This is a genomic window from Gemmiger sp. An120 (assembly GCF_002160955.1).
Taxonomy (GTDB): domain Bacteria; phylum Bacillota; class Clostridia; order Oscillospirales; family Ruminococcaceae; genus Gemmiger_A; species Gemmiger_A avium.
In genome coordinates, this window is record NZ_NFLN01000001.1 from 40,500 (window position 1) to 64,402 (window position 23,903).

24 protein-coding genes are annotated in these 23,903 nt (G+C 61.5%); 15 read left to right on the forward strand and 9 right to left on the reverse strand.

Annotated features, from left to right (window positions below):
- The first annotated feature begins 166 nt into the window (after positions 1–166).
- Positions 167–673 carry a transcriptional regulator NrdR gene (nrdR, locus tag B5E65_RS00180; RefSeq protein WP_087169765.1) on the forward strand — a complete coding sequence of 169 codons (507 nt, stop codon included), beginning with the start codon at positions 167–169 and terminating at the stop codon, positions 671–673.
- Between the two features lie 48 nt (positions 674–721).
- Here nrdR and B5E65_RS00185 read toward each other — a convergent pair whose 3' ends face one another.
- A complete protein-coding gene (locus tag B5E65_RS00185) occupies positions 722–1,090 on the reverse strand; it encodes a DUF4363 family protein (RefSeq protein WP_087169766.1) in 369 nt (122 codons plus the stop codon).
- Positions 1,091–1,109: 19 nt separating this feature from the next.
- The gene (locus B5E65_RS00190) at positions 1,110–1,751 is read right to left on the reverse strand and encodes a DUF421 domain-containing protein (RefSeq protein WP_087169767.1); all 642 of its coding nucleotides are present in this window, start codon (positions 1,749–1,751) and stop codon (positions 1,110–1,112) included.
- Between the two features lie 65 nt (positions 1,752–1,816).
- Between B5E65_RS00190 and B5E65_RS00195 the strand changes: the two genes are divergently transcribed.
- From B5E65_RS00195 to B5E65_RS16125, 13 genes are all read left to right on the forward strand, one after another.
- The gene (locus B5E65_RS00195) at positions 1,817–3,280 is read left to right on the forward strand and encodes a spore germination protein (RefSeq protein ID WP_242957436.1); all 1,464 of its coding nucleotides are present in this window, start codon (positions 1,817–1,819) and stop codon (positions 3,278–3,280) included.
- Positions 3,264–4,238 carry a hypothetical protein gene (locus tag B5E65_RS00200; RefSeq protein WP_087169768.1) on the forward strand — a complete coding sequence of 325 codons (975 nt, stop codon included), beginning with the start codon at positions 3,264–3,266 and terminating at the stop codon, positions 4,236–4,238. The genes B5E65_RS00195 and B5E65_RS00200 overlap by 17 nt, the downstream gene beginning before the upstream one ends.
- Positions 4,235–5,269 carry a Ger(x)C family spore germination protein gene (locus tag B5E65_RS00205; RefSeq protein WP_087169769.1) on the forward strand — a complete coding sequence of 345 codons (1,035 nt, stop codon included), beginning with the start codon at positions 4,235–4,237 and terminating at the stop codon, positions 5,267–5,269. Before B5E65_RS00200 ends, B5E65_RS00205 begins: the two co-directional genes overlap by 4 nt.
- A gap of 134 nt (positions 5,270–5,403) precedes the next feature.
- Positions 5,404–6,324: an HPr(Ser) kinase/phosphatase gene (hprK, locus tag B5E65_RS00210; protein WP_087169770.1), complete on the forward strand. Its 921-nt coding sequence runs from the start codon at positions 5,404–5,406 to the stop codon at positions 6,322–6,324.
- Positions 6,325–6,365: 41 nt separating this feature from the next.
- On the forward strand, positions 6,366–7,331 hold the full coding sequence (locus tag B5E65_RS00215) for an ROK family protein (RefSeq protein ID WP_087169771.1): 966 nt from the start codon (positions 6,366–6,368) through the stop codon (positions 7,329–7,331).
- Positions 7,332–7,341: 10 nt separating this feature from the next.
- A complete protein-coding gene (gene murB, locus B5E65_RS00220) occupies positions 7,342–8,259 on the forward strand; it encodes a UDP-N-acetylmuramate dehydrogenase (RefSeq protein ID WP_242957437.1) in 918 nt (305 codons plus the stop codon).
- A gap of 33 nt (positions 8,260–8,292) precedes the next feature.
- On the forward strand, positions 8,293–9,156 hold the full coding sequence (rapZ, locus tag B5E65_RS00225; protein ID WP_087169773.1) for an RNase adapter RapZ: 864 nt from the start codon (positions 8,293–8,295) through the stop codon (positions 9,154–9,156).
- 85 nt (positions 9,157–9,241) lie between these two features.
- Positions 9,242–10,156: a DNA-binding protein WhiA gene (whiA, locus tag B5E65_RS00230; RefSeq protein ID WP_087169774.1), complete on the forward strand. Its 915-nt coding sequence runs from the start codon at positions 9,242–9,244 to the stop codon at positions 10,154–10,156.
- The gene (locus tag B5E65_RS00235; protein ID WP_087169775.1) at positions 10,153–13,647 is read left to right on the forward strand and encodes a DNA polymerase III subunit alpha; all 3,495 of its coding nucleotides are present in this window, start codon (positions 10,153–10,155) and stop codon (positions 13,645–13,647) included. The genes whiA and B5E65_RS00235 overlap by 4 nt, the downstream gene beginning before the upstream one ends.
- Positions 13,648–13,696: 49 nt before the next feature.
- A complete protein-coding gene (gene pfkA / locus B5E65_RS00240; protein WP_087169776.1) occupies positions 13,697–14,671 on the forward strand; it encodes a 6-phosphofructokinase in 975 nt (324 codons plus the stop codon).
- Positions 14,672–14,816: 145 nt separating this feature from the next.
- Positions 14,817–15,308 carry a YbjN domain-containing protein gene (locus B5E65_RS00245; protein ID WP_087169777.1) on the forward strand — a complete coding sequence of 164 codons (492 nt, stop codon included), beginning with the start codon at positions 14,817–14,819 and terminating at the stop codon, positions 15,306–15,308.
- Between the two features lie 179 nt (positions 15,309–15,487).
- Entirely contained in the window at positions 15,488–16,018 is a 531-nt protein-coding gene (locus B5E65_RS00250) for an RNA polymerase sigma factor (RefSeq protein WP_087169778.1), read from the forward strand.
- Between the two features lie 305 nt (positions 16,019–16,323).
- Positions 16,324–16,479 carry a hypothetical protein gene (locus B5E65_RS16125; RefSeq protein WP_158098468.1) on the forward strand — a complete coding sequence of 52 codons (156 nt, stop codon included), beginning with the start codon at positions 16,324–16,326 and terminating at the stop codon, positions 16,477–16,479.
- Positions 16,480–16,602: 123 nt separating this feature from the next.
- Here the strand turns inward: B5E65_RS16125 and B5E65_RS00255 are convergent, their stop codons facing one another.
- On the reverse strand, positions 16,603–17,469 hold the full coding sequence (locus B5E65_RS00255; RefSeq protein WP_087169779.1) for a helix-turn-helix transcriptional regulator: 867 nt from the start codon (positions 17,467–17,469) through the stop codon (positions 16,603–16,605).
- A 195-nt stretch (positions 17,470–17,664) separates the two neighbouring features.
- On the opposite strand from B5E65_RS00255, the gene B5E65_RS00260 reads away from it, so the two are divergent.
- Positions 17,665–18,993, forward strand: coding sequence for a cytochrome c biogenesis protein/redoxin (locus B5E65_RS00260; protein ID WP_087169780.1), 1,329 nt, complete (start codon positions 17,665–17,667; stop codon positions 18,991–18,993).
- Positions 18,994–19,043: 50 nt separating this feature from the next.
- Here B5E65_RS00260 and B5E65_RS00265 read toward each other — a convergent pair whose 3' ends face one another.
- From B5E65_RS00265 to B5E65_RS00290, 6 genes are all read right to left on the reverse strand, one after another.
- Positions 19,044–19,538, reverse strand: coding sequence for a hypothetical protein (locus B5E65_RS00265; protein ID WP_087169781.1), 495 nt, complete (start codon positions 19,536–19,538; stop codon positions 19,044–19,046).
- A gap of 25 nt (positions 19,539–19,563) precedes the next feature.
- The gene (locus B5E65_RS00270; RefSeq protein WP_087169782.1) at positions 19,564–20,571 is read right to left on the reverse strand and encodes a hypothetical protein; all 1,008 of its coding nucleotides are present in this window, start codon (positions 20,569–20,571) and stop codon (positions 19,564–19,566) included.
- Positions 20,568–21,305, reverse strand: coding sequence for an SDR family NAD(P)-dependent oxidoreductase (locus B5E65_RS00275; RefSeq protein ID WP_087169783.1), 738 nt, complete (start codon positions 21,303–21,305; stop codon positions 20,568–20,570). The genes B5E65_RS00270 and B5E65_RS00275 overlap by 4 nt, the downstream gene beginning before the upstream one ends.
- A gap of 20 nt (positions 21,306–21,325) precedes the next feature.
- Complete coding sequence (locus B5E65_RS00280; protein WP_087169784.1) at positions 21,326–21,742, reverse strand: MaoC family dehydratase; 417 nt, start codon at positions 21,740–21,742, stop codon at positions 21,326–21,328.
- 81 nt (positions 21,743–21,823) lie between these two features.
- Positions 21,824–22,066: an acyl carrier protein gene (locus tag B5E65_RS00285; RefSeq protein WP_087169785.1), complete on the reverse strand. Its 243-nt coding sequence runs from the start codon at positions 22,064–22,066 to the stop codon at positions 21,824–21,826.
- A gap of 15 nt (positions 22,067–22,081) precedes the next feature.
- Positions 22,082–23,860, reverse strand: a complete 1,779-nt coding sequence (locus B5E65_RS00290) for an HAD-IIIC family phosphatase (RefSeq protein ID WP_087170056.1) — start codon at positions 23,858–23,860, stop codon at positions 22,082–22,084.
- Positions 23,861–23,903: the final 43 nt, after the last annotated feature.

The following is a 23,903-nucleotide window of genomic DNA, read 5'->3' on the forward strand; positions in this document are numbered from 1 at the left end:
CAAGTAAAAAGGATAAGCCGGACGATACGCCCGGCTTGTTCTTTTTTACCCGCCTGTATGGACAAAGCAGGCCAAATCATGTACAATAGTACCAAACAACGCCCCGGTATTGCGGGGCCAGACCCCGCCCGGCACGGCCGGGCCCGATACGGGAGGATAACACCGGATGAGATGTCCCTATTGCGGAGCGCCGGATTCCAAGGTGATCGATTCGCGCCCCACGGATGACGGCAGCAAGATCCGCCGCCGCCGCGCCTGCCTGGTCTGCGGCAAGCGGTTTACCACCCATGAAACGGTGGAAATCGTGCCCCTGATGGTTATCAAAAAAGACAATTCCCGCCAGGCGTTCGACCGGCAGAAACTGCTGATGGGCATGCTGCGCGCCTGCGAAAAGCGCCCGGTCAGCTACCAGATGCTGGAGGACGCGGTGGCCAATATCGAGCAGGAACTGCTGCGCTCCTGCGAGAAGGAGGTAACCTCCATCCAGGTGGGTACCCTGGCCATGAAGGAGCTGAAAAAGATCGACGAGGTGGCCTACGTGCGGTTTGCCTCGGTCTATCGCCAGTTCAGCGACGTGCAGAGCTTCTGGGAAGAGGTCCGCGGCCTGATGAACGGCCGGGAAGAAAAGCCCGATGAGGAGCCTGCCCCGCCCACAGAAGAAAAAGAAACCTGATATAAGCAAAGAACCGCCCGGCCGCCAAAGGCCGGGCGGTTCTTTTGCCTAAAACACCTGCCGGTACAGATGCAGTACCGCCCGCAGCTGCTCCTGTGCCCGCAGAAGTTCCAGCTTGCCGTCCGCCCAGTAATCGGCTGCCAGATAGGGCTGGATGCCTGCCAGGGCGGTGCGGGCCTGCCCCAGCTGATCCCGCCGCACGATCAGGGCCAGCCAGGGCTCACAGCGTTTGAGATAGTCCTGCAATTCCCCCAGAAGTGCCTGTGCTTCCGCAAACTGTCCTTCATCGCCGGCGGTCAGAATTTGCTCAAATCCGGCGTCGGCCGTCTGGGCAAACCGGTCCAGAAACACGGTGCCTGCCAGTACCGCCGCCGCGATAAACAGCAGAATCACCAGCGCCACCGAAATTCGCTGCATTGTCTGCGTCTCCTTTCGCTTATTGCGTTTCGCGTGGAATCAGGATTACCCGCTGGGCCCCATCGGTAAGCACCAGCAGCACCTGGCCGGGCTGCAGCCCTTTTTTGTCCAGCTGCCGGGCCAGCCAGGCTTCATCCTTGCCGCAAAGCCGCAGGTTCTCCGGGCAGGGCAGACCGTCTTCCAGCACCGGCAGCAGCGGCGGGGCGTCCGGCTGCGGCTGGGGCGGGGGATAAACGCTCAAAGTGCCGCTCGTCTCCACCGCCGCGTAGTCAATCCGGGTGGGATCAAAGGCCTGCCGGTCCCGCAGTGCCTCCATCAGGTCGCTGGCGGTAAAGCGCAGCCGCCGCAGGGCTGCCTGATCAATCACCCCCTTGCGGATCACAATGACCGGGCTGCCCGCCATGATGCGCCCCAGCCGGGGCCGGCAGAACACCAGTGCGCTGCTGAAAAGTTCCAGCACCGCGATCAGCAGCACCGGCACAATGCTGGCGGAAAGCGGCAGTTCGGTGGATTCGATAGAAATCGAGGCCAGGTTGGAGATCAGAATGGTGGACACCAGTTCCGAGGGCTGCAATTCCCCCAGCTGGCGTTTGCCCATCAGCCGCATAGTGCCGATCACCAGCACATAGATGAGGGCGGTGCGCACAACGGCGGTCAGCATAACACATTCCTCCTTGTGAGTAATCCGGCGGTGCGGGCGGCATACTAAACCGGGAGGTGACGCCCGTGTCTTTGGAAAAACTGTCCGGCAGCCTGCAGAAGGATCTTCCGGTACTGAAACAGATGTTTGGCGATTCCATGGATCTGTATGCAAAAAATCTGCGGATCCGGGGTGTGGAGTGCGCCGCCTGCATGTTTGACGGCTTGTCCAGTACCGAAAAACTCTGGGTGATCCTGCTGGATCTGCTCAGTCGGGAGGGCCCGCCCATGCCGGACGGTGCGGCCCTGACCAACTATATCCTGCATGCCAGCGACCTGCCGGTGGAGGCCACGCCGGTGGAGACGTTCGACGACCTGGTTGCCCGCATGACCGCCGGCATGACCGTCCTGCTGGTGGATGGCAGCCCGGTGGCGGTGGCGCTTTCCAGCCAGCTGCTGGCCTATCGGTCGGTATCTGAACCCTCGGGGGAGGGCAATATCCGCGGTTCCCGGGAGGGCTTCTGCGATTTGCTGCGGGTCAATATCAGCCTGCTGCGCCGACTGATCCGCACCCCCGACCTGGTGATCGAGATGCACACCGCCGGAGACCTGACCGGCACCGAGGTGGCCCTGTGCTACAACCGCCGCCTGGCCCCGCCCGAACTGGTGGAAAAGGTGCGCCGACGGCTGCAGAACACCAAAATCCCGCTGCTGCTGGATTCCAGCTACCTGGCCCCTTTCCTGCAAAAGGGGCCGTTCAGCTTCTTTCAGCAGGCCGGCTATACCGAGCGCTCCGCCGCGGCCTGCGCCAAAATCTGCGAGGGCAAGCTGGTGCTGTTGGTCAATGGCAGCCCCTTTGCCATGATCCTGCCCCATTTCTTTATTGAGAACTTTCAAAGCCTGGACGACTACGCTGCCAAGGCCTATTTCGCCAGCCTGCTGCGGGCCCTGAAATTCCTGGCCTTTCTGCTGGCGGTGATGCTGCCTGGGGTGTATGTGGCCATTGCCCAGTTTTCTCCGGAATTGTTCCCGCCCCAGCTGTTGTATAAGGTGGCGGCGGCGGAACGGGCCACCCCGCTGCCGCTGTTTCTGGAGATGATCTTTGTGCTCATCCTGCTGGAGATCGTGCGGGAGGCGGGCCTGCGCCTGCCCAAACCCATCGGCCACACGGTCAGCCTGGTGAGCGCGCTGATCGTGGGCGACGCGGCCATCAATGCAGGCATCCTGAGCACGCCGGTGGTGATCGTGGCCGCCTTTACTTCCATCAGCATGTTTGTGATCCCGGCCCTCTATGAGCCCGCCACCGCTCTGCGGCTGCTGTTTACCCTGGCGGGCGGGGTGGCCGGCCTGCTGGGGGTGGCCTGCATGTTTGCGGTGATGGCGGTCTCCGCCTGCAACACCGATTTTCTCGGGATGCCCTATACCGCCCCGCTGGTTCCGGCCCGGCCCGGGATGCTGCGGGACGGGATGTTCCGCTTTTCCTGGCGGGTGCTGGCCCGCCGCCCCTATACCATACGGGAAGAGGTGCCGCCCCATGAAACCGAGGATTAGCCTGCGCCAGCAGGGGCTGGTGGTGTTTACCGCCCTGCTGGCCCCGCTGCTTCTGCAGACCCGTCCCACCGGCGCCGGGGCACAGGTCACGGTGCTGGCCTGTGCGCTGGCGGTGCCGGTGCTCTGGATTCTGCTGCTGCCCGCGGGCCGGGGTCTGGCGCCCGACGGGCCGGTGCTCTGCCGGGGGGCCTTTGCCGCGGCGCTGGCGGTATCGGTGGCCTGTCAGCTTTACCAGGCCCAGCGCTTTTACAGCGATACAACTGAAACGGAACTCTCCCTGTTCTGGTACACGGCGGTGGTGGCTGCGGCGGTGCTGTACGGGGTGCATGCGGGGCTGGGCGGCATCACCCGCACCGCCAATGTGTTCCTGTGGGCCTGCGGCGGCGGCGCGGTTCTTCTGTTACTGTCGGTGTTGGGGCAGCTGCGGGTCAGCAGCCTGCAGGTGGTGGCCTCGCCGCAGACCCAGCTGTGGCAGGCGCTGCCCGCCCGGCTGTTGCTTGTACCGGAATTCCTGCTGCCCGCCTGGCTGGCGCCCACGCCCCGCCAGGGCCAGCGGGTCACGGCGGCGGTGCTGGCAGGCTGGGCGGTGGTGGCCGCCGCGCTGGCAGTGCTGGGAGAGGCGGTGCTGGGCGCGGGCTATGCCGACCAGAGCCACCCGGTCTACACGGTGGCCCGGCTGGGCGGCGTGTCGGTGTTCCGGCGGCTGGACGCGGTGCATGTCGCCATCTGGATGCTGCTGGCACTGCTGCGGCTGATGCTCAGTACCTGGGCGCTGCTTCGTCTGCTGCAGGGGCTGCTGCCCACCGCCCGCTCCCGCTGGCTGCTGATTCCGGGCGGTGCCGCCCTGGCCGTGCTGCTGGGAACATGCACCGCGCAGCAGATGGAATGGGTGTGCGGCGGTTTGCTGGCTCTGGCGCTGGCGGCCGCCCTGCTGCCCAAAAGGAGGAAAAAACCATGAAGCATGCCAAACTGCTGCTGGCGGTTCTGCTTTTGCTGCTGACCTCCGGCTGTGCCGGGGAACCGCTCAGCGGCCGGGCGGTGGTCAACACCCTGTATCTGGATTGGAATACAACCGGCTGGCGGGCGGTGCTGGTGTATGTAACCAGCAGCGCCAGCGCCGACGCAGGCCAGGCAAAACCCGAGGCACTGGTGCTTTCCGGGCAGGGGGCCACGGTGGCGGATGCGCTGCAGGATGCCCAGTCTGCCAGCCCGCTCACTGCCTTTTACGGCCAGAACGAACTGCTCCTGCTGGGGCCGGGCGCGCAGGGTAAGGCTATGTACGAGGCCTGTGTCTATCTGTCCAACGACAGCGCGGGCCGCCCCAATATGGCGGTGTTCGGCGTACAGACACTGGCCGAAGACTGGCAGCCCGCATCCGGCGAGGATCGGTATGCCCTGCTGCGGCAGCTGGAGCAGGCGGAAGGGGAGAGCCTGTATACCCAGCGTCTCTATCGCCTGGCCGGGGCCGAAGCCGGGATTCTGCCCTGTTTGGAGGTAGACTGCCGCGCCGGTACCGCCGTGCCGGGGGATACCCGGCTTTTCCTGGGCGGTCAGTGCACCGCTGTGTGGGACCGGGAGGCCACTGCCCTGGCTGCCCTGATCGAGGGGCAGGTGCGCAGCGTTTCGCTGGAAGCGTCCACCGGCCGCGGCCCGGTACGGTATACGCTGGAACTGCCGCTGCTGGGCTGGGAGCCTTCCCTGGATACCCTGACCCTGAACGCCCGCCTGAGCGGCTATCTGAAAAATCTGACCGACTCCGGCGGGCTGATCCACACCGGCAAACAGGAACTGGCGGACGAAATCGCCGCACAGCTGGAAGAAACCGCCCGCCGCATTACCCGGCAGACCTTCGGGCAGGGCCAGGATCTGCTGCGGATGGGATTCTGGCTGCGCAGCCGGGACGCGGCAGCCTGTGCCGAACTGGAACGCGCGGGCCGCTGGTACGACCCTGACCGGATCGAATGGGAAGTTCGGCTGCGCGCACTGTAAAGACGAAAAAGGAAATTGCCAATCGGGGTAAATTCATATATAATAGAAGATGTAATTCCGTACAGCCCGGCGGCCAGGCCGGCCGCCGGGAAGCGGGAAAAACTTCCATGCAAAAAATGGGAAAGGGTGTTGGTATGCCGCAATTTTCTGTGCCTCTGAGTTACCTGGTTGAACATATGAATCTGGAAGTCGCCTATGCCCCCCGGGATCTGAAAGACATCCCGGTCTGTTCGGCGGACGTGCACCGGCCCGGTCTGGTTCTGGCCGGCTATTACCAGTACTTCGATTCGCTGCGCATCCAGATCTGCGGTATGGCGGAAATGTCCTTTTTGCAGGAGGTCACGCCGGAACAGCGTGCCATCCATGTGGACAAGCTGTTCTCCATGCACCCGCCTGCCCTGATCGTCAGCCGCGGCATTGAACCGCTGGCGGAAATGTACGAGTGTGCCAAGAAGTATGAGGTAGCGCTGCTGCGTTCCACCGAGAGTACCTCCACCATGATGAGCGGCCTGATCAGCATTCTGAATGTGGAACTGGCCCCCCGTGTTACCCGGCACGGCGTTCTGGTTGAGGTCTACGGCGAGGGAATACTGATCCTGGGCGACAGCGGCGTGGGCAAAAGCGAAACCGCCGTGGAGCTGGTCAAGCGCGGCCACCGTCTGATTGCCGACGACGCGGTGGATCTGCGCCGGGTGTCCAACCGGTCGATCGTGGGCCGCGCGCCGGAAAATATCCGCCACTTTATCGAACTGCGGGGCATTGGCATCGTGAACGTGGCCCGGATGTTCGGTATCGGCGCGGTCAAGGTCAGCGAAAAGGTAGACCTGGTGGTGGAACTGGAGCCCTGGGACAAGACCAAGAACTACAGCCGCACCGGCCTGGAGACCGAGACCTACGATATTCTGGGGGTCAAGATCCCCAGCACCGTGATCCCGGTCATGCCCGGACGTAACCTGGCGGTTATTCTGGAAACGGCGGCCATCAACAACCGCCAGAAAAAGATGGGCTACAACGCGGCCCAGGAACTGCTGAACCGATTGGGCCTGCAGGAGTAACAGGGGATTGCGTTAGGAATACATTGTAAGGAGTGTTTCATATGACATACTATACCATTGGCGTAGATCTGGGCGGTACCACCATTACCGCGGGCCTTGTGAATGAGGAATCCCACATCGTCTATAAGAAAACCTGCGACACCAATCTGCCCCGTCCGGCGCAGGAGGTGGAACAGGCCATCGCCGATCTGTGCCGCCAGGTGGTGGAAGAAGCGGGCGTTTCCTGGGAAGCCATCCGCTGGGTGGGCATCGGTACCCCCGGCAGCGTGAACGCCGAGAGCGGCATTGTGGAATTCAACGCCAACTTCGGTTACAACAACTGGGCCCTGCGTGCCAACATCCAGGCGCTGCTGGGCTGTGACGTGTACATTGAGAACGATGCCAACGCCGCTGCCTACGGCGAGTACATTGCCGGCGCGGCCAAGGGCGCCAAGTATGCTGTGGTCATCACCCTGGGCACCGGTATCGGCGGCGGCATCATCATCGACGGCAAGATCTTCTCCGGCTTCAACTACGCCGGTGCCGAGCTGGGCCACACCGTGATCCAGATGGACGGCCGTCCCTGCATGTGCGGGCGAAAGGGCTGCTGGGAGAAGTACGCCTCTGCCCGTGCTCTTACTGAGGACACCCGTATCGCCATGCAGTCCAATCCCCAGAACATGATGTGGACCCTGGTGGACGGGGACATCAACAAGGTAAACGCCAAAACCGCCTTTGACGGCATGCGTGCCGGCGACCCGCTGGCTACCCAGGTGGTCAAGGACTTTGTCAAGTACGTGGCCTGCGGCCTGACCAACATCATCAACATCTTCCAGCCGGAGATCATCTGCATCGGCGGCGGCGTGTCCAAGGAGGGCGAGACCCTGCTGGCCCCGGTACGGGCGCTGGTGGACCTGGAAGAGTACGCCCGCAACGGCGAGCGCCGGGTGACCATCAAGGCCGCCGAACTGCGCAACGACGCAGGTGTTGTGGGCGCGGCCAGCCTGGGAAATCAGAACAGAAAGTGAGGCCCCTTTTGTGACCGATTCTGAGCAGTCTCTTTCCGCTTTGCAGCAGTTTGCCGCAGAGCGGGGCATTTCCGCCCGGCCCGGTGTGCCGCTGGCGGGCTATACTACCTTCCGTATCGGTGGCCCGGCCGGCTTGCTGTGCGAGCCGGAAGACGAAGCTTCGCTGCTTGCCCTGATGGGGGAGGCACACCGGCTGGGTGTGCGATACTATCTGCTGGGCAACGGTTCCAACGTGCTGTTTGCAGACGAGGGCTTCGGCGGCGCGGTGATCCGCACCTCCCGGGCGCTGAGCAGCGTCTGCGCCGAGGGGGACTCTATCACGGCGGGGGCGGGCGTGCTGCTGACGCGGGTCTGCACCGTCGCCCGGGACGCTGGCCTGACCGGCCTGGAATTTGCCTATGGTATCCCCGGCACGGTGGGCGGCGCGGTGTATATGAATGCGGGCGCTTACGGTGGGGAAATGCGGGATGTGCTGGCTTCGGTACGTTTCCTGGATGAGGAAGGCCAGGTAAAGGAACTGCCCGCGGATCAGCTGGCTCTGGGCTACCGCACCAGCATTTTTGAATCCCGGCCCTGGTGCGTACTCAGCGCCCGGTTCGGTCTGCGTGCCGGCAATGTGCAGGAGATCGGCGCGGCCATGGAAGATTACATGTCCCGCCGCAAGTCCAAACAGCCGCTGGAACTGCCCAGCGCAGGCAGTACCTTCAAACGCCCGGTGGGGGCGTATGCCGGTGCCCTGATCGACCAGTGCGGCCTGCGGGGATTCCGGATCGGGGATGCCGCCATCAGTGAAAAGCATTGCGGCTTTGTGGTAAACCTGGGGCAGGCTACCTGCCAGGATGTACTGCGGCTGACCGACGAGGTCTGCCGGATTGTAAAGGAAAAGACCGGATTTACCCTGGAAAAGGAGATCCGGGTAGTGCGCTGAGCGGCAGCCCGGCGCAGGGGAGGGAACAAGGAAGTGGAATTGCTGATCGTGACCGGGCTTTCCGGTGCGGGCAAGTCGGTGGCGATGCACGCGCTGGAGGACATCGGCTATTTCTGTATTGACAATATCCCCGCGGGACTTTTGTCCCGCCTGGTGGACTTTGCCCAGCAGAGCGAAACTCTGCTGCAGAAGGTGGCGGTGGGCCTGGACGTGCGCAGCGCCCGCTCCAGCCGGGAACTGATTCAGGCGCTCGGCGAGCTGGACCGCCAGCAGGCCGAGTTTCAGGTGCTGTTTCTGGACGCGTCGGACGAGGTGCTGCAGCGCCGCTACAAGGAAACCCGCCGCCGCCATCCCATGAGCATCAGCGAGGGATTGTCCACCACCGAGGCCCTGGCCCGGGAGCGGCAGATCCTGCGTCCGCTGTATGAGCACGCCAACTATATTCTGGATACCTCGCTGCTTTCCCCGGCGCAGAATAAGCAGCGGATCTGTGCGCTGTTCCTGAACAGCCGGCAGCACTCCATGGCGCTGACCGTGCTGTCCTTCGGCTTCAAGTACGGTACGCCCAAAGAGGCGGACATTATCTGGGATGTGCGCTGCCTGCCCAATCCCTATTACGTGCCTGAACTGAAAGAAAAGACCGGCCTGGACCAGGAAGTGGTGGATTATGTGATGGCCAGCGAGGCCTCGCAGCAGCTGCTGACCAAGCTGCAGGAACTGCTGGCGCTGACCCTGCCTCTCTATGTAAAGGAGGGCAAAAGCCAGCTTACCATTGCCATCGGCTGCACCGGCGGCAAACATCGGTCCATTACCTTTGCCCGCCTGCTGGCGGACTATTGCGAAAAGCTGGGGTATGCCCCGGTCGTACAGCACCGGGATGCAAACCGTACCAGCTGAACCGGCTTTTTATCAGAAGTATCAGGCGCCGCGCGATGCCCGGGTAGGGTGTCGGGCGGCGCTGCTTAAAAGGAGATTTCACGCCTTGAGTTTTGCCCAGGATGTTAAACAGGAGATCGCAGCCCGCAAGATCACGCGGCCCTGCTGCAGTCTCGCGGCCTGCTATGGATTTGCCTGCTTCGGCCGCTATTTTGACCAGAACGGCACGGTGCTGCAGACCGAATCCCTGCCGGTGGCTCAGCTGGCCCGCCGGATGTTTGCCCTGAATGGGATTCAGGGGGAGCTGGTGGAAAAGAACCGCCCCAGCGGCAGCATCTGGGAGTTTGCCGTCAAGGAGCCCACGCAGGTGGCTCATCTGCTGCAGCTGCTGGGCCATACCGGCCAGGAGGCCAGCCTGCGGATCAATCCCCGGCTGTTCCGCTGCCCCCAGTGCGCCAGCGCCTATGTGGGGGCGGCGTTTCTGTGCTGCGGCACCGTCACCGACCCGCAGAAGGAATATCATCTGGAGTTCATGACCGGCCGGCTCAACCTGGCAAAGGACTTCGAGGCTCTGTTGGCGGAGCATGAATTCCGCCCCCACCGCACCCGCCGCAAGGGGATGAATGTGGTCTACCTGAAAGCCAGCGAACCCATTGAGGACATTCTTACCTTTATGGGGGCCACCGGCGGCGCGATGGAGATGATGAACCGCAAGGTATACAAGGAACTGCGCAACAAAACAAACCGGCTCAACAACTGCGATACCGCCAATATGGACAAGACTGCCACCGCCAATGTGCAGGCGCTGCGGGCCATTGCGTTCCTGGAAGAAAACGACGCCCTGGATGCGCTGCCCGATACGCTGCGGCAGGCAGCCGCCATGCGCCGGCAATACCCGGATCTTCCGCTGGCAGCTCTGGCAGCCCGGTTTGATCCGCCCATCAGCAAATCCGGCCTGTCTCACCGGTTCAAAAAACTGGAAAGCATCGCCGCCCAGATGCAGGAGAAGCAAAAACCATGAGCGATAAACAATTTACCCATCTGCATGTGCATACCGAATACAGCCTGCTGGACGGCGCCTGCCGGATCGACCGGCTGTTCGACCGGGTCAAGGAGCTGGGCCAGACTGCCATCGCCATCACCGATCACGGGGCCATGTACGGCTGTGTGGATTTTTATAAGGCGGCCAAAAAGGCGGGGATCAAGCCTATCATCGGCTGCGAGGTATACGTGGCCAACCGTACCCGGTTCGATAAGGTCAGCCGGGTGGACGGCAGCCACCACCTGGTGCTGCTGTGCAAAAATGCCCAGGGCTATAAAAACCTGATCAAGATGGTTTCCGCCGGCTTTATTGAGGGCTTTTACTCCAAGCCCCGCATCGACCGGGAACTGCTGGAACAGTACCACGAGGGGCTGATCTGCCTGTCCGCCTGCCTGGCGGGCGAGGTGCCGCAGGCGCTGCTCTCCGGCGATTATGACCGGGCCCGCAGTATAGCCGAATACTACAACAACCTGTTCGGGCCGGGAAACTATTTCATCGAGATCCAGGATCACGGCCTGGCGGAACAGCAGCAGATCCTGCCCCAGCTGATCCGCCTGAGCCGGGAAACCGGGATCCCGCTGGTGGCCACCAACGACGCCCACTATCTGCGCAAAGAGGACGCCCGGATGCAGAGTATCCTGATCTGTATCCAGACCGGCAAAACCATCAAGGACCCGGACAAGATGGAGTTCGAGACCGACGAATTCTATCTCAAGAGCACCGAGGAGATGTACGACCTGTTCGCCATCGCGCCCGAGGCCTGCGAAAACACAAACCGCATTGCCGAGATATGCCAGTTCGACTTTGAGTTCGGCGTCACCAAACTGCCCTACTACGAAGCGCCGGACGGAATGGGCAACCAGGAGTATTTTGAAAAGATGTGCTGGGAGGGCCTGGCCCGCCGGTATGGCGATGGGGTGAACGCCGCGCTGGAGGAGCGCCTGCGCTACGAGATCGACGTGATCCGCCGCATGGGCTATACCAACTACTACCTGATCGTTTACGATTTTATCCGCTATGCCAAAAGCCAGGGCATCCCGGTGGGGCCGGGGCGCGGCTCCGGCGCGGGCAGCCTGGCGGCCTACTGCGTGGGCATCACCAACATCGATCCCATCCGGTACAACCTGCTGTTTGAACGTTTCCTGAACCCGGAACGTGTCAGCATGCCGGACTTTGATGTGGACTTCTGCTACGAGCGCCGGCAGGAGGTCATCGACTACGTAAACCGGAAATACGGCAGCGATCACGTGGCCCAGATCATCACCTTCGGTACCATGGCCGCCCGCAACGCCCTGCGGGACGTGGGCCGGGTGCTGGACATCGGGTATCAGAAGGTGGACGCCATTGCCAAACTGGTTCCCATGGAGCTGAAGATGACCCTGGCCCGGGCGCTTACCGTCTCGCCGGAGCTGAAAGCCCAGTACGACGCGGACCCGGTGGTCAAGGAGCTGGTGGATACCGCTGAAAAGATCGAGGGCATGCCCCGGCACGCCTCCACCCACGCGGCAGGCGTGGTGATTACCCCGGAGGCCACCGACGTGTATGTGCCGCTGGCTTCCAACGACGGGGTGCCGGTGACCCAGTTCACCATGACCACCATCGAGGAGCTGGGCCTGCTGAAGATGGACTTTCTGGGCCTGCGCACCCTGACGGTGCTGCACGACGCGGAAGAGATGATCCGGGAGATGGAGCCTTCTTTCACGCTGGATGCCATCTCCTATGAGGATGCGGATACCTACGCCATGCTGGGCCGCGGCGAAACCGAGGGCGTGTTCCAGCTGGAATCCACCGGCATGAAACAGGTGCTCATGGGCCTGCATCCCCGCAGCCTGGAGGATGTCATCGCTCTGATCTCCCTGTACCGGCCGGGCCCCATGGACTCCATCCCCACCTACCTGCGCAACCGGCATGACCCGGACAAGATCCGGTACAAGACCCCGCAGCTGGCCCATATTCTGGACGTGACCAACGGCTGTATCGTTTACCAGGAGCAGGTCATGCAGATCTGCCGGGAACTGGCGGGCTTCTCCTACGGCCAGGCCGACCTGGTGCGCCGCGCCATGAGCAAGAAAAAGCACGACGTCATGGAGAAGGAGCGCCAGCACTTTGTCTACGGCAATACCGAGCCGGGCCACGAGTGCAAGGGCTGCGTGGCCAACGGCATTCCCGCCCAGGTGGCGAACGAGATCTTTGACGATATGTCCAGCTTCGCCTCCTATGCGTTCAACAAATCCCACGCGGCGGCTTATGCCTATGTGGCGTACCAGACCGCCTATCTCAAGTGCCACTATCCCGGCCAGTTCATGGCCGCGCTTATGACCAGCGTGCTGGACAACACCGATAAGGTGATCGAGTATTCCGGCGAGTGTCAGCGTCTGGGTATCCGGGTGCTGCCGCCGGACATCAACATCAGCCAGGGCGGCTTTACGGTGGACGGGGCGGATATCCGCTTCGGGCTGAACGCGGTCAAGAACGTGGGCCGCAACCTGATCGCCAACGTGGTGCGCCAGCGCAAGGAAAAGCCGTTCCGTTCCCTGTACGATTTCTGCGAGCGGATGCAGGGCAGTGAACTGAACCGCCGGGCGGTGGAGTGCCTGATCAAGAGCGGCGCGTTCGACAGCTTCGGCTGGTCCCGCCGGGCGCTGAACCAGAACCTGGAGGGCATCCTGAAAAGCGTGGAGGGCGACCGCCGCCGCAACCTGGAGGGGCAGCTGGACCTGTTTTCCCAGCTGTCCGGCGGGCAGGAGAGTTCGCAGGACTACGCCATGCAGGACGCGCCCGAATACCCCAAAACCGAGCTGCTGCAGATGGAGCGGGAGGTCAGCGGGCTGTACCTTTCCGGCCATCCGCTGGACGCGTACCGGGAAAACATCAAAAATATATCAGGCTGCAAGATAAATGAATTGACAGGCGAGCAGGCAAAAGATTATGATTCTAAGGTAGTGAGGATTGTCTGCGCCGTGGTCAAAACCCGCATGATGACCACCCGTTCCAACACCATGATGGCTTTCACCACGGTGGAAGACCTGACCGGCAGTATGGAGCTGCTGCTGTTCCCCCGCGTGCTGGCGGAATGCCGCCCGGTGCTGGTGGACAACAGCGTGGTGGTGGTCACCGGCCGCGTTTCGGTCAAGGAAGACGAGGCAGCCAAACTGATCGTGGAGCAGATCGTGCCCATTGAGGAGTATCAGCCCGCCGGTGCGGCACGGCCACGTCAGAGCGAAGCGCCGATGGCCCTGTACCTGAAGCTTCCCTCGCGGGAATGCCCGCAGATGCGCAAGGTGCAGAACCTGCTCAGCATCTTCGACGGCGGAATGCAGGTGTATATGTATTTCGCCGATGTGCGGCAGCTCACACTGGCGCCCCGCACCATGTGGGCACTGGATCATCCGCTGCTCCGCAAAGAGCTGGAACGGATCCTTGGCCAGGGAAACGTGGCGGTGCAGGCCGCCCGTGCGCAGAAAAAGTAAGATCAATCCAAAACACAATGGCAGAAAGAGTATTTGGGAGGCAGCAGTTATGTTGAAGGAAATCAAAACAATCGGTGTATTGACCAGCGGCGGCGACGCGCCTGGCATGAATGCTGCCGTACGCGCCGTGGTTCGTACCGGCCTGAGCAAGGGCTTCCGCATGATGGGTATCGAGCGCGGCTATAACGGCCTGCTGAACGGCGAAGTGCGGGAGATGGACCTGCGCAGCGTGTCTGAGATCATCCACCGCGGCGGCACCATTCTGTACACCGCCCGTTGCCTGGAGTTCAAGACCAAGGAAGGCCAGCAGAAGGCGGCCGACCGCTGCCGTGAACTGGGCATCGACGCGCTGGTCGTGATCGGCGGCGACGGTTCTTTCCGCGGCGCCAAGGATATGGCTGCGCTGGGCATTCCCTGCATCGGCATCCCCGGCACCATTGACAACGATATCGCCTGCAGCGAGTACACCATCGGCTACGACACCGCCATGAACACCGCGGTGGAGATGGTCGACAAGCTGCGCGACACCACCCAGAGCCATGACCGCTGCAGCGTGGTGGAGGTTATGGGCCGCAACGCCGGCTACATCGCCCTGAATGTGGGCATTGCCTGCGGCGCCGTGGCCACCCTGATTCCGGAGCGTCCCTACGATCTGGAACGGGACATCCTGAGCCGGATGAAGTTTACCCAGAAGACCGGCAAGAAGCACTTTATCGTGATCGTGGCCGAGGGCGTGGGCCATGCCCAGGATATCGCCAACGAGATCCAGGCGGCCACCGGCATTGATTCCCGTGCCACCGTTCTGGGCCATGTGCAGCGCGGCGGTTCTCCCACCCTGCGGGACCGCGTCACCGCTTCCACCATGGGCTACCACGCTGTGGCCCTGCTGGAGCGCGGCATCTACAACCGCGTTGTGGCTGTCTCCGCCGACAAGATCGTCGACTTTGACATCAACGTGGCTCTGTCCATGCACAAGACCATCGACACCTTCCTGCTGGATGTGTCCAATACCATCTCCATCTGAGAAACAGTCTTGAATCCCCGTTCCGTCCCTCGTGGCGGAGCGGGGATTTTTTTATTGTGTTTTGTCCCTTTTTCACCTTTTGCGGCGAACTCTATAGTAAAGGCGGGACCGCACTGCGGCCCCAAGAAAAAGGAGGCAATATCCAATGGCAACTACCATGCGGCAGGCAATCGCCTGCGTGCGGAACGTTCTGGACCGAAAAGGCTACAACTATCGCTTTGATGCGGACAAAAACAAGTTTACGATGGGGTTCAATCTGAACCGCACCAAACTCAAATCCTGCGACATTGTAGTCTATGTGCGGCCCATCAGCGGGGAGGAGAACTACTGCCGGGCCCTGCTGGCCTACGGCAACATCGCCATCAGCGCCGACAAGAGCAGTATGGCGCAGGTCTGTGAATACCTGACCCGGGCCAACTATGGCCTGACGGTGGGCAATTTCGAACTGGACCACCGGGACGGCGAGATCCGTTACAAGGTAAGCATCAACGTGCGGGACGATCTGCCCGGCGACGACGCGGTGGATGATCTGTGGGCGATTCCCGTGGGGATGTTCAACAAATACGGCGATGGCCTGCTGGCGGTAAACATGGGCTTCAGCGACGCGGAAGACGCGATCCGTATGGCCGAGCAGTAAGCCGTACAGCAAATCATGGCAAGGTAAAACAGGGCGGGGACATATGTCCCCGCCCTGTTTTTTTCTGGCAAGGACAGTCCAAAACAACCGTTTGCGCAGCCGTTTATAAAAAAATAGAACAGCGTTGTCCCTTTCTGCCGAAAACCGGCGAAATCATTTCCAGAAAGGGGCACGCGTAGATGGAAGAAAAGGAAATTTTGCGGATTCTGGGCATAGACCGGGAAGCCGGCTGCGCAGCTGTGATCGAACAATATCAGCACATGCTGTGGGGAATTTGCGCCCGCCGTCTGGATGACCCGGAAGACATCCGGGAATGTGTGCTGGCGGCGCTGGGGGATTTTTGTCTGCGGTGGGAGCGCTTTGACCCTGAATCCGGCAGCCTGAAAAGCTATCTGGCGGCCATTGCCGACCGGAAAGCGCTGGACAAATTCCGCCAGAACTGCCGCTGGGAACGGGCCTGCCAGGCGGCGGCACAGCTGTTCAAGGAGAGAAGCATCCGGGTGCGCAGTACCGATTTTGTGCGGGCGCTGGAGATGCTGGACCCGGAAGACGCCCGTATTCTGCGCATGCGCTACTGGAAAGGAATGCGCTATACCGAGATAGCCCGAAGCCTGCAGCTGCCCTATGAGACGGTGAAAAAGCGTGGCCAGCGCGGCCTGCAGAAATTGCGCCGCTGCCTGGAAAACAGCGGACAGGGAACAGAGCCGTAGAGGGAACATTTCCCGGGCAAGCCGCATAGGCTGGAGAACACGGCACTGTTTACGATTTTGAAACAGAACGTTGAAGATTTAGCCGGGAAATCTGCGGTATACTTGGTACATACAGAAGAAAAACCGCACTAAATCGAAAAAGAAGAAAAAATCTGCAAAATTTGTAATCGAATTGAAATAAAGAGCCGTATAACTTCGTATTAAGGGCAGAGAGCAAACAAAAACCGCTGCGGGTCCCGCAAGCTTACCCACGGCGCGCGGTTTGCCATTTCAGATACAAAACCTGATAGAAAGGGGAAGGCAGTATGTTGAAACAGTTTTGGGCTTCGATCCGGGAGGCCATGGCGCTGGATGAATGCCGCTATGCCGGCGAGGAATTTGACGACGCAAGCGATGAATTTGAAGACCTCCCCCTGCAGCGGCGTGTGCAGCTGTGTGGAGAAGATTCCCTCATAGCCTGATGTCCCGGCGGCCGGCAGCCGCCAAACCTGATTAAGCGATTCCCGTATATTCGGTCCACAGAAAACAGGCGCAGCCCCCGGCATCCGGCGGGCAGCGCCTGTTTTCCTGTATAAGAACCGCGCTCAGCGGCTGCGTTTGCGGTAGGCGGCGGGGGAAATGCCGTACTGGTTGTGGAACATCCGGCTGAACGCACTGGCCGAGGAAAACCCATTCTGCTCAGCAATCTGCTGGATGCTCAGGTTTTCCTGCCGCAGCTGCATCTCAATCTGCGGCATCCGGTACCGCCGGATAAACTCCCGGGTGGACATGCCGGTCATCTGGTCGAAGCACTTGTACAGATAACTCTGGGATACGTTGGCGGCTTTGCACAGATCCTGCACCTGTACATTTTCCCGCATGTGCTCGTCCAGATATTCCACGCACTCCTGCACCACCCGCTCGCCGTTGGATACCTGGGCAGCCCGGCGGGGGGCAGGCAGGCCGTCGCTGCGCTGGCGCATCACCAGCATCAGCCGGGTCAGCAGAAGCTGCAGCGACAAAAACTGTCCGGGCGTACCCCGCTGGTACAGATCCAGGTTCTGTTCCAGCATGATCCGCAGTGCCGGGTCGATCAGGCCGGGATAAAGCGCCGCGTCGGTGCATTGGAACAGCTGGCTGAACGCCGGCAGGCTGGAGGCCGGGGTTACTTCAAAGTACAGATAGAACATGTCCAGCCCGTCCTCCGGGTCCATGCGCACCTCATAGGGGATAAACGGCGCCATTAACACCACGTCGCCTCTGTGCAGCACATGGGTGCCGGATGAGCAGGAAAACCGGGCCGTACCCTCCGCCACCAGCGTGAGCTTGTAATGCTGGGACAGGCTGCGCCGGGCATCCGGAATGCCCGGCCCCTGCTTCCAGCGGCCGAATGCCAGCGGGTAGAATACAAACTGTTCCATAGCCTGGCTCAGGCTGTCTTTCCGGATCGATGCCAACTGGGAAAAATCCATACCCCACACCCTTTCCCGGCGCCGGCGCGCCGGAGTTTCTCTTTCTATTGTACACGGCCGCCGGCCGGAATGCAAACCGATGTGATTCTGTCACACACAAGCCGGAAAAAATATGGTATACTGATACCCAGCTTCCGCTCTGCCAAAAAGGGCGGGCCAGTTTCCCGGGCGTTCAGCCCACCGAAAGGAGTTACTATGGGATTTGATCTGCAAACCAGCGTTTCCGCGCTTACCGTGTTTTTTCAGGGGCTTTTGAGCTTCTTTTCGCCCTGCGTGCTGCCGCTTGTGCCGCTTTATCTGAGTTATCTGGCCGGCGGTGCGCCGGAAGCCGCGCTGGACAAGGCCGCCCGCCGGCGTACCCTGCTCAACACCTTTTTCTTTGTGCTGGGCATCAGCTTTGCGTTCTTCCTGCTGGGGATGGGCTTTACCGCCCTGGGGCAGTTCTTCAGCCGGTACCGCACCGCGTTCACGGTGGCGGGCGGCATTGTGGTGCTGCTGATGGGCGTGTGGCAGCTGTTCTTCGGCGGCATCTCCACCAAGGAGCTGCGGCTGCCCTTCCGGCTGGATAAATGGGCAATGGGCCCCATCCCCGCGCTGGTCATGGGCTTTACCTTCAGCTTTGCCTGGACCCCCTGCGTGGGCCCCACCCTGACCAGCGTGCTGCTGCTGGCCGGTTCCTCCGACAGCCGGGTGCTGGGTTTTGTGCTGATCGGGGTGTATACGCTGGGTTTTGTGCTGCCTTTCCTGCTGGTGGGCCTGTTTACCGGCCAGATGCTGCGGTTCTTCCGCAGCCACATGAACTGGCTGAAATACACAGCCAAAGCGGGCGGCGCCCTGCTGATCCTGCTGGGCGTGCTCATGATCTCCGGCAAGATGAGCAGCTTTACCGGTTATCTGGCCGGGCTGGGCAGCGGCGGTACGAGCAGCACTTCCTCGTCGGTGGTGCAGCAGGAAGAAAGTTCTTCCCAGGCGGAACCGGACACAAGCGAACCGGCCTCTTCGCCGGACAGCGCGTCCTCGTCTTCCGCAGCGTCGGACAGCCAGCCGGAAGAACAGACCGTTCCGGCCATAGATTTTTCCCTCCAGGATCAGTTCGGCAATACCCATACCCTGGCCGATTACGAGGGCAAAACCATCCTGCTGAACTTCTGGGCCACCTGGTGCGGCCCCTGCCAGCAGGAAATGCCCGATCTGCAGGCCCTGTATGAGGAATGGGGCGAGAATGAGGGCGACCTGGTGGTGCTGGGGGTAGCCGCTCCCAAAGCGGAGGACAGCCTGTATCCGGCGGATAACAAGTCCGCGGAAGAGATCGCTGCCTGGCTGGATGAGCAGGGCTATACCTATCCGGTTCTCATGGATACCACTGGCGAACTGTTCCTGAGTTATGGGGTGTATTCTTTCCCCACCACATTCATGATCGATACCGACGGCAACGTGTTCGGCTATCTGAGCGGCAGCATGACCCGGGAGATCATGGACAGCATTGTGGAGCAGACCATGACCGGTGAACGTGTAGCCGGCTGATTGTAACAAAAAATGTCCCGCACAAACTGTGCGGGACATTTTTTGTATGTTTACAGTTCCACAACCGGGCGGCAGCTGCCCTCTACATCCACATAGTAGCAGCGGGGATTGGCCGGATCCCGGTAGACAGCTACATACTCATTGTTCAGTTCCGGGTATTCCCACAGCCGGTCGCTGCGGAACCGGTACACGGTGCCGCCCTCTTCCAGTTCGCAGATCACACGCCAGGCGTACTGCCGGTTGACGCGCACGGAGTAATCCCGCTTTACCTCTACAATATGTGCCAGCACGGGAACGCCCTCCGCCATCAGACGGGCTTTTTTCCTGGCTCCCCGGGCCCGGGCGGACAAAGCACCCAGCCCGACCCCGCCAAAGATCCCGCCGTGAAGCAGCAGAAAGAGAAACACCGGCACCGGAGGCAGGGGCCCGCCCTGCACCAGGCAAACCACGCAGGCAACCAGCAGGCCGCCGTATTCCAGAATACCAATGGCGGAGAAGGTGATGCCCAGGATCAGAAGCGCAAGATTTCCCCTTGTACGTCCCACAGCAGATTCCTCCTTTGACGGGCTGTCAGTCGGCCGGCAGGTTGGGCCGGTCCTGATCACCGTCCGCCCGGAACAGCACAAACCCTTCCGGCCGGTTGGTGAAATAGTAGTATTCGGTGTTTTCCTGCACAGGTGGGTCCAGATAATTGGGGATAACCGTCCCGTCGCCCTCCTGCCGCTGGCTCAAACCGGCAGCCGCCATCGTTTCGGCCGGGATGCCGGCACAGTAGCAGTCCAGATATTCCGCGCCGCTCTCCGCCAGCATACGGTCCAGCGTCGTACCCAGCCGGGCCAGTACCGCATCCTCGCCGATAAAGTCCACCATCCGCAGCACCTTTACCTGGCTGCCGTCGCTCAGGGTCACCTCGGCGGTGCGGGTCACCAGATAGGCCAGCAGTTTTCCGCGTTCGGTGGCGCACCATACGTCATACCGGTAGTGATCAAAATCAAAATACCGGCGGGTCATGTACCAGATGTCCTTGACAGGCGTATGGGAGCTGGGCGGCATCCCCATTCCCTGCAGCCGGGTCACACTGTGCACCGGCTCCAGCGCCAGGTCTCCGGCGGCGGGCAGCCGCCCGGCGTTCGGCCCGGGCACGGCCAGGCGGTATTCCGCCCGGTCAGCCAGCCGGAAAAAGTGCCCGACCCGGTCGGCTTCCCAGCCCAGGAACCGGTAAAACGCCATGGTCTTGGGCCGGATGTTGTTGCAGGCTACCACACGGGCGCCGGTCAGCCGGGGCAGGGCGTCCATCAGCTCCAGTCCCACCCCGTTGTGACCTTTGCGGGCCACCCAGACCGATACCCAGATATCCGGGGCAGGGGAGCGGTTGGCCCGTATGTAACCGGCTGCGGCCAGCCATTCGCCGTTTTCCTCCGCCACCGCGAACTGCAGCCCGTCGCCGCTTTCGTAATAGAAGCGGAACCACTCCGGGCGGTTCACCAGCGGAAGCCGCCAGTCAAAATTGGCGTTGACAAAATCCAGAACGCGCTGCTTTTCCTCCGGGCGCGCCAGCCGGAACTCCACCGCGCTCAAAATGCACTCCCTCCGGTAATGGGCAGGGTCACGCCGGTGATAAAGCCGGCTTCGTCACCCAGCAGAAACTCCATGGCGGGAACCACATCCTCCACCCGGGCGTTGCGGCCCATGGGATTGGCTTCGGCGCTGGCCTGTACGATCAGATCGCTGGTGTCGGCCAGAAAACGGGTCTCCATCATGCTGGGGGCCACGCAGTTTACCGTTACGCCAAAGGGCGCGTAATCGGCGGCCAGGCTTTTGGCCAGCCCGCCCAGGGCACTCTTGGCCATGATGTAGGCGGCGGTGTTCTTGGGCGGCACACCGATCAGATAGCTGGTCAGCATAAACAGCACCCGGCCCCGTTTGGCCTTGGCCATAAGGGGCACAAAGGTCTTGCACAGCTTCACCGCGCTGCGTACCTGCACCGACAGATCCAGTTCAAACCGTTCCTCGTCGAACTTCTTGAACTTGGTGTTGATCACCCGCAGCGCAGGCAGATGCACCAGATGGGTGGGGGCGGGGCAGCTGGCCTGCACATCGGCAATAAAGGCGTTCAGCGCGTTCTCGTCGGTCAGGTCCACATCGTAGGTGCGGATCCGGCCGGGAAACTCCCGGCACAGTTCGGCCAGGCGGTTCAGATCGCCGGCACCCTGGGCCACAATCAGTGCCTGGCTGTCGTGATCTGCCAGACGGCGGATCAGCGCGCAGCCCACATCGCTGGAAGCGCCGGTGATGAGGTAGACGTTCTGCATAGATTGCTCCTTCCTCTTGCTCAGCGGGCCACGCCGGCCTTGATCAGGCCGCGGGTGACCTTCTTCCCATCCTGATTGGTCAGGCTGGCCCGGATGGTGATCTCCCCGAACACCGGGTTCACCTCGGTCACCTCGCCCCGTACCGTCAGGGTATCCCCGATAAAAACGGGCTTGGCAAACTTGGTCTCCACACTGTGCAGCAGACAGTGTTCACCCGGCAGATAGACCCCCGCCAGGGTGGAGAAAAAGGCCGCGCCCAGCATGCCGTACACCACCCGGCCGGGATACCCCCGCCCGGCCGCGTATTCCGCATCCATATGGATGGGGCTCACATCGCCGCTCATAGCGCAGAACTGCGCCATCATTTCTTCGGTCACGGTCACAGTGAATTCCTCGGCCATGCCGGGCTGCAGCTGTTCCATGGTATAGTGGTTCATAACAGTTCCTCCCACAGAGAAAGGGCCGGGCGCATACGCCGGGCATTTACGCCCGGCCGGCGTCCGGCCCGGAGATTGGATTCAGGCGGTCAGCCGCTGCACCAGATCCAGCAGGTCGCCCACGTTCTGCAGCCCGCGCACATCCTCCAGCTTGAACTTGATGCCGAAGCGGCGTTCAATGGCGGTGAGCAGATTGATCTGCTCCAGGCTGTCCCAGTCCTCGATGTCGTCGGCGCAGGTGGCCGGCCCGATCACCAGGCTGTCGTCGTCAAAGTTGTCCCGGAAGATCTCCTGCACTTCGGCCAAAATCGCGTCACGCTCCATAATTCATATCTCTCCTTATACCCGTTTGATTTCCATTACGCCGCACTGGGGCTGATACCCCTCGAATCCGGTAAACACAAAGGTGCGGTTCCCGGCTTCATCCTCGGCGGTTTGCTCAAAGCCGATTGTAGCATAAAAGTCCCGTACAAGCAAGTTCTTTGCGGTGGGATAGTAATGCCCTACGATCCGCTTGATGCCCTTCTCCCGGGCCAGCCGCACCAGCTCGTCAAACATGGCATGCTCCAGCCGGCGCTTGAAGGTGCGGCAGCTCATGATCCACAGTTCCATGTCCAGGGTGTCGCCCTCGCATTTGCCGATCAGGGCGGTCACGATGCCGTTGTCGCCAAACTTGTCCACCAGGCGGCCGTACAAGGTGATGTGGCCCTCGTCGCCGATCAGGCTCTCCACCTCGGCGGGGGTGTAGCGGCGGGTGGTCAGGTTGAACTGGTTGGTTTTGTTGATCAGCTGACAGATACGCTCGGCGTGCTCGTTGTCAAACGCACCGAACTCACCGGTCATGTCCAGGCTGCGCAGATAGTCGTTGTAATCGGTAAAACTCTGCTCCGCGGCCGCCCGCTGGGCGTTCTGCTTGTACATCTCCACCCGCTTGCGGTCATCTGCCGACAGGGTAGTCACTTCAAAGTATCCGCTCCGGTCGATAGCGGCGATGTACTCCTCGGGGCAGGTCAGTTCCGGCACCGCCACGCCGGGCAACTGGGTGCGCACGATCTCCCGCTCCGCCGGGTTGTCATCCACAAATACAAAACTTTCCGGCAGCAGGTTCAGCTCCTTGGCCATGGAGGCCAGATTCTCGTGCTTGGGGTCCCAGTTGGCCTTGAAGCTGACAAAATCCTCCCGCCGCAGTACGCTGTCGCCCCGGGCCAGGCCGGCCAGAGCGTTGGCCTCTTCGTTTTTGCTGCACACGTTCAGCAGCACACCGGTCTGGGACAACTCCTTTAAATAGGTCTGGAATTCGCTGTAGGCCATGCCGGCGGGGCTTTCGCTGCCCAGGGTCAGGCCCTCGGGCCCGTCGTCGCCCACAATGCCGCCCCAGAGGGTGTTGTCCAGATCCAGCGCCAGCGCTTTCTTGTTGCGGCCCAGCAAGCTTTTGATGATGTTGGCCACGCTCTGGCACAGATAGGGAATACACTCGATGGCGCAGCAATATTTGTAGGCGTACCAGGCGGTCTGGTCGCTGAACCGCTCCATGCCCAGCTGAGCCTGCAGGTAGGCCAGATCGTTCAGATACAAATTGGGGGTGGCGTCCACCAGAGCGGCCAGCTTTTCATTCAGGCGCCGGGCAAACCGTACCCGGCCGCGCGGATCGCTGCCCTCCCGGTTGCCCATCACCCGGTACACCGGCAGATCAAAGTTGTTCAGAATGACCGGGCAGCCCAGTTTCAGGGCCGCTTTCGCCGCCGCTTCAAACCGGCTGTATTCCGCTTCCAGAAGTTCCTCGGCCTGCTGCGCACTGTCAGCAGGGCAAGGCCAGCTGCGGATGTTGCGGCTGCTGGTGTGGATATACACAAAATCCGGCGCAAAGGCCGCCAGGCTGCCATCGTCGAATACCAGGTTTTCGTAGAACAGCCCGTAGCCGCCCTGATAAAATACCGGGCGCACCCCCTGCGCCAGCAGGAACACCTCCAGAATGTTCTGCACCTCGCCGATGGTGCTGCCGCTCAGAATGGCGACCCGCTTTTCCACCAGCCCTTCCCGGGCGCTGAGTTCCCGCTTCAAGGCCCGCTTTTTTTGCAGAATGCGGGCGGCGTCGATGGGATGATCCAGTATATTCATGGCAGCCTCCATCCCGGGAAATACTCCCGGCGTTTTGTTTCAT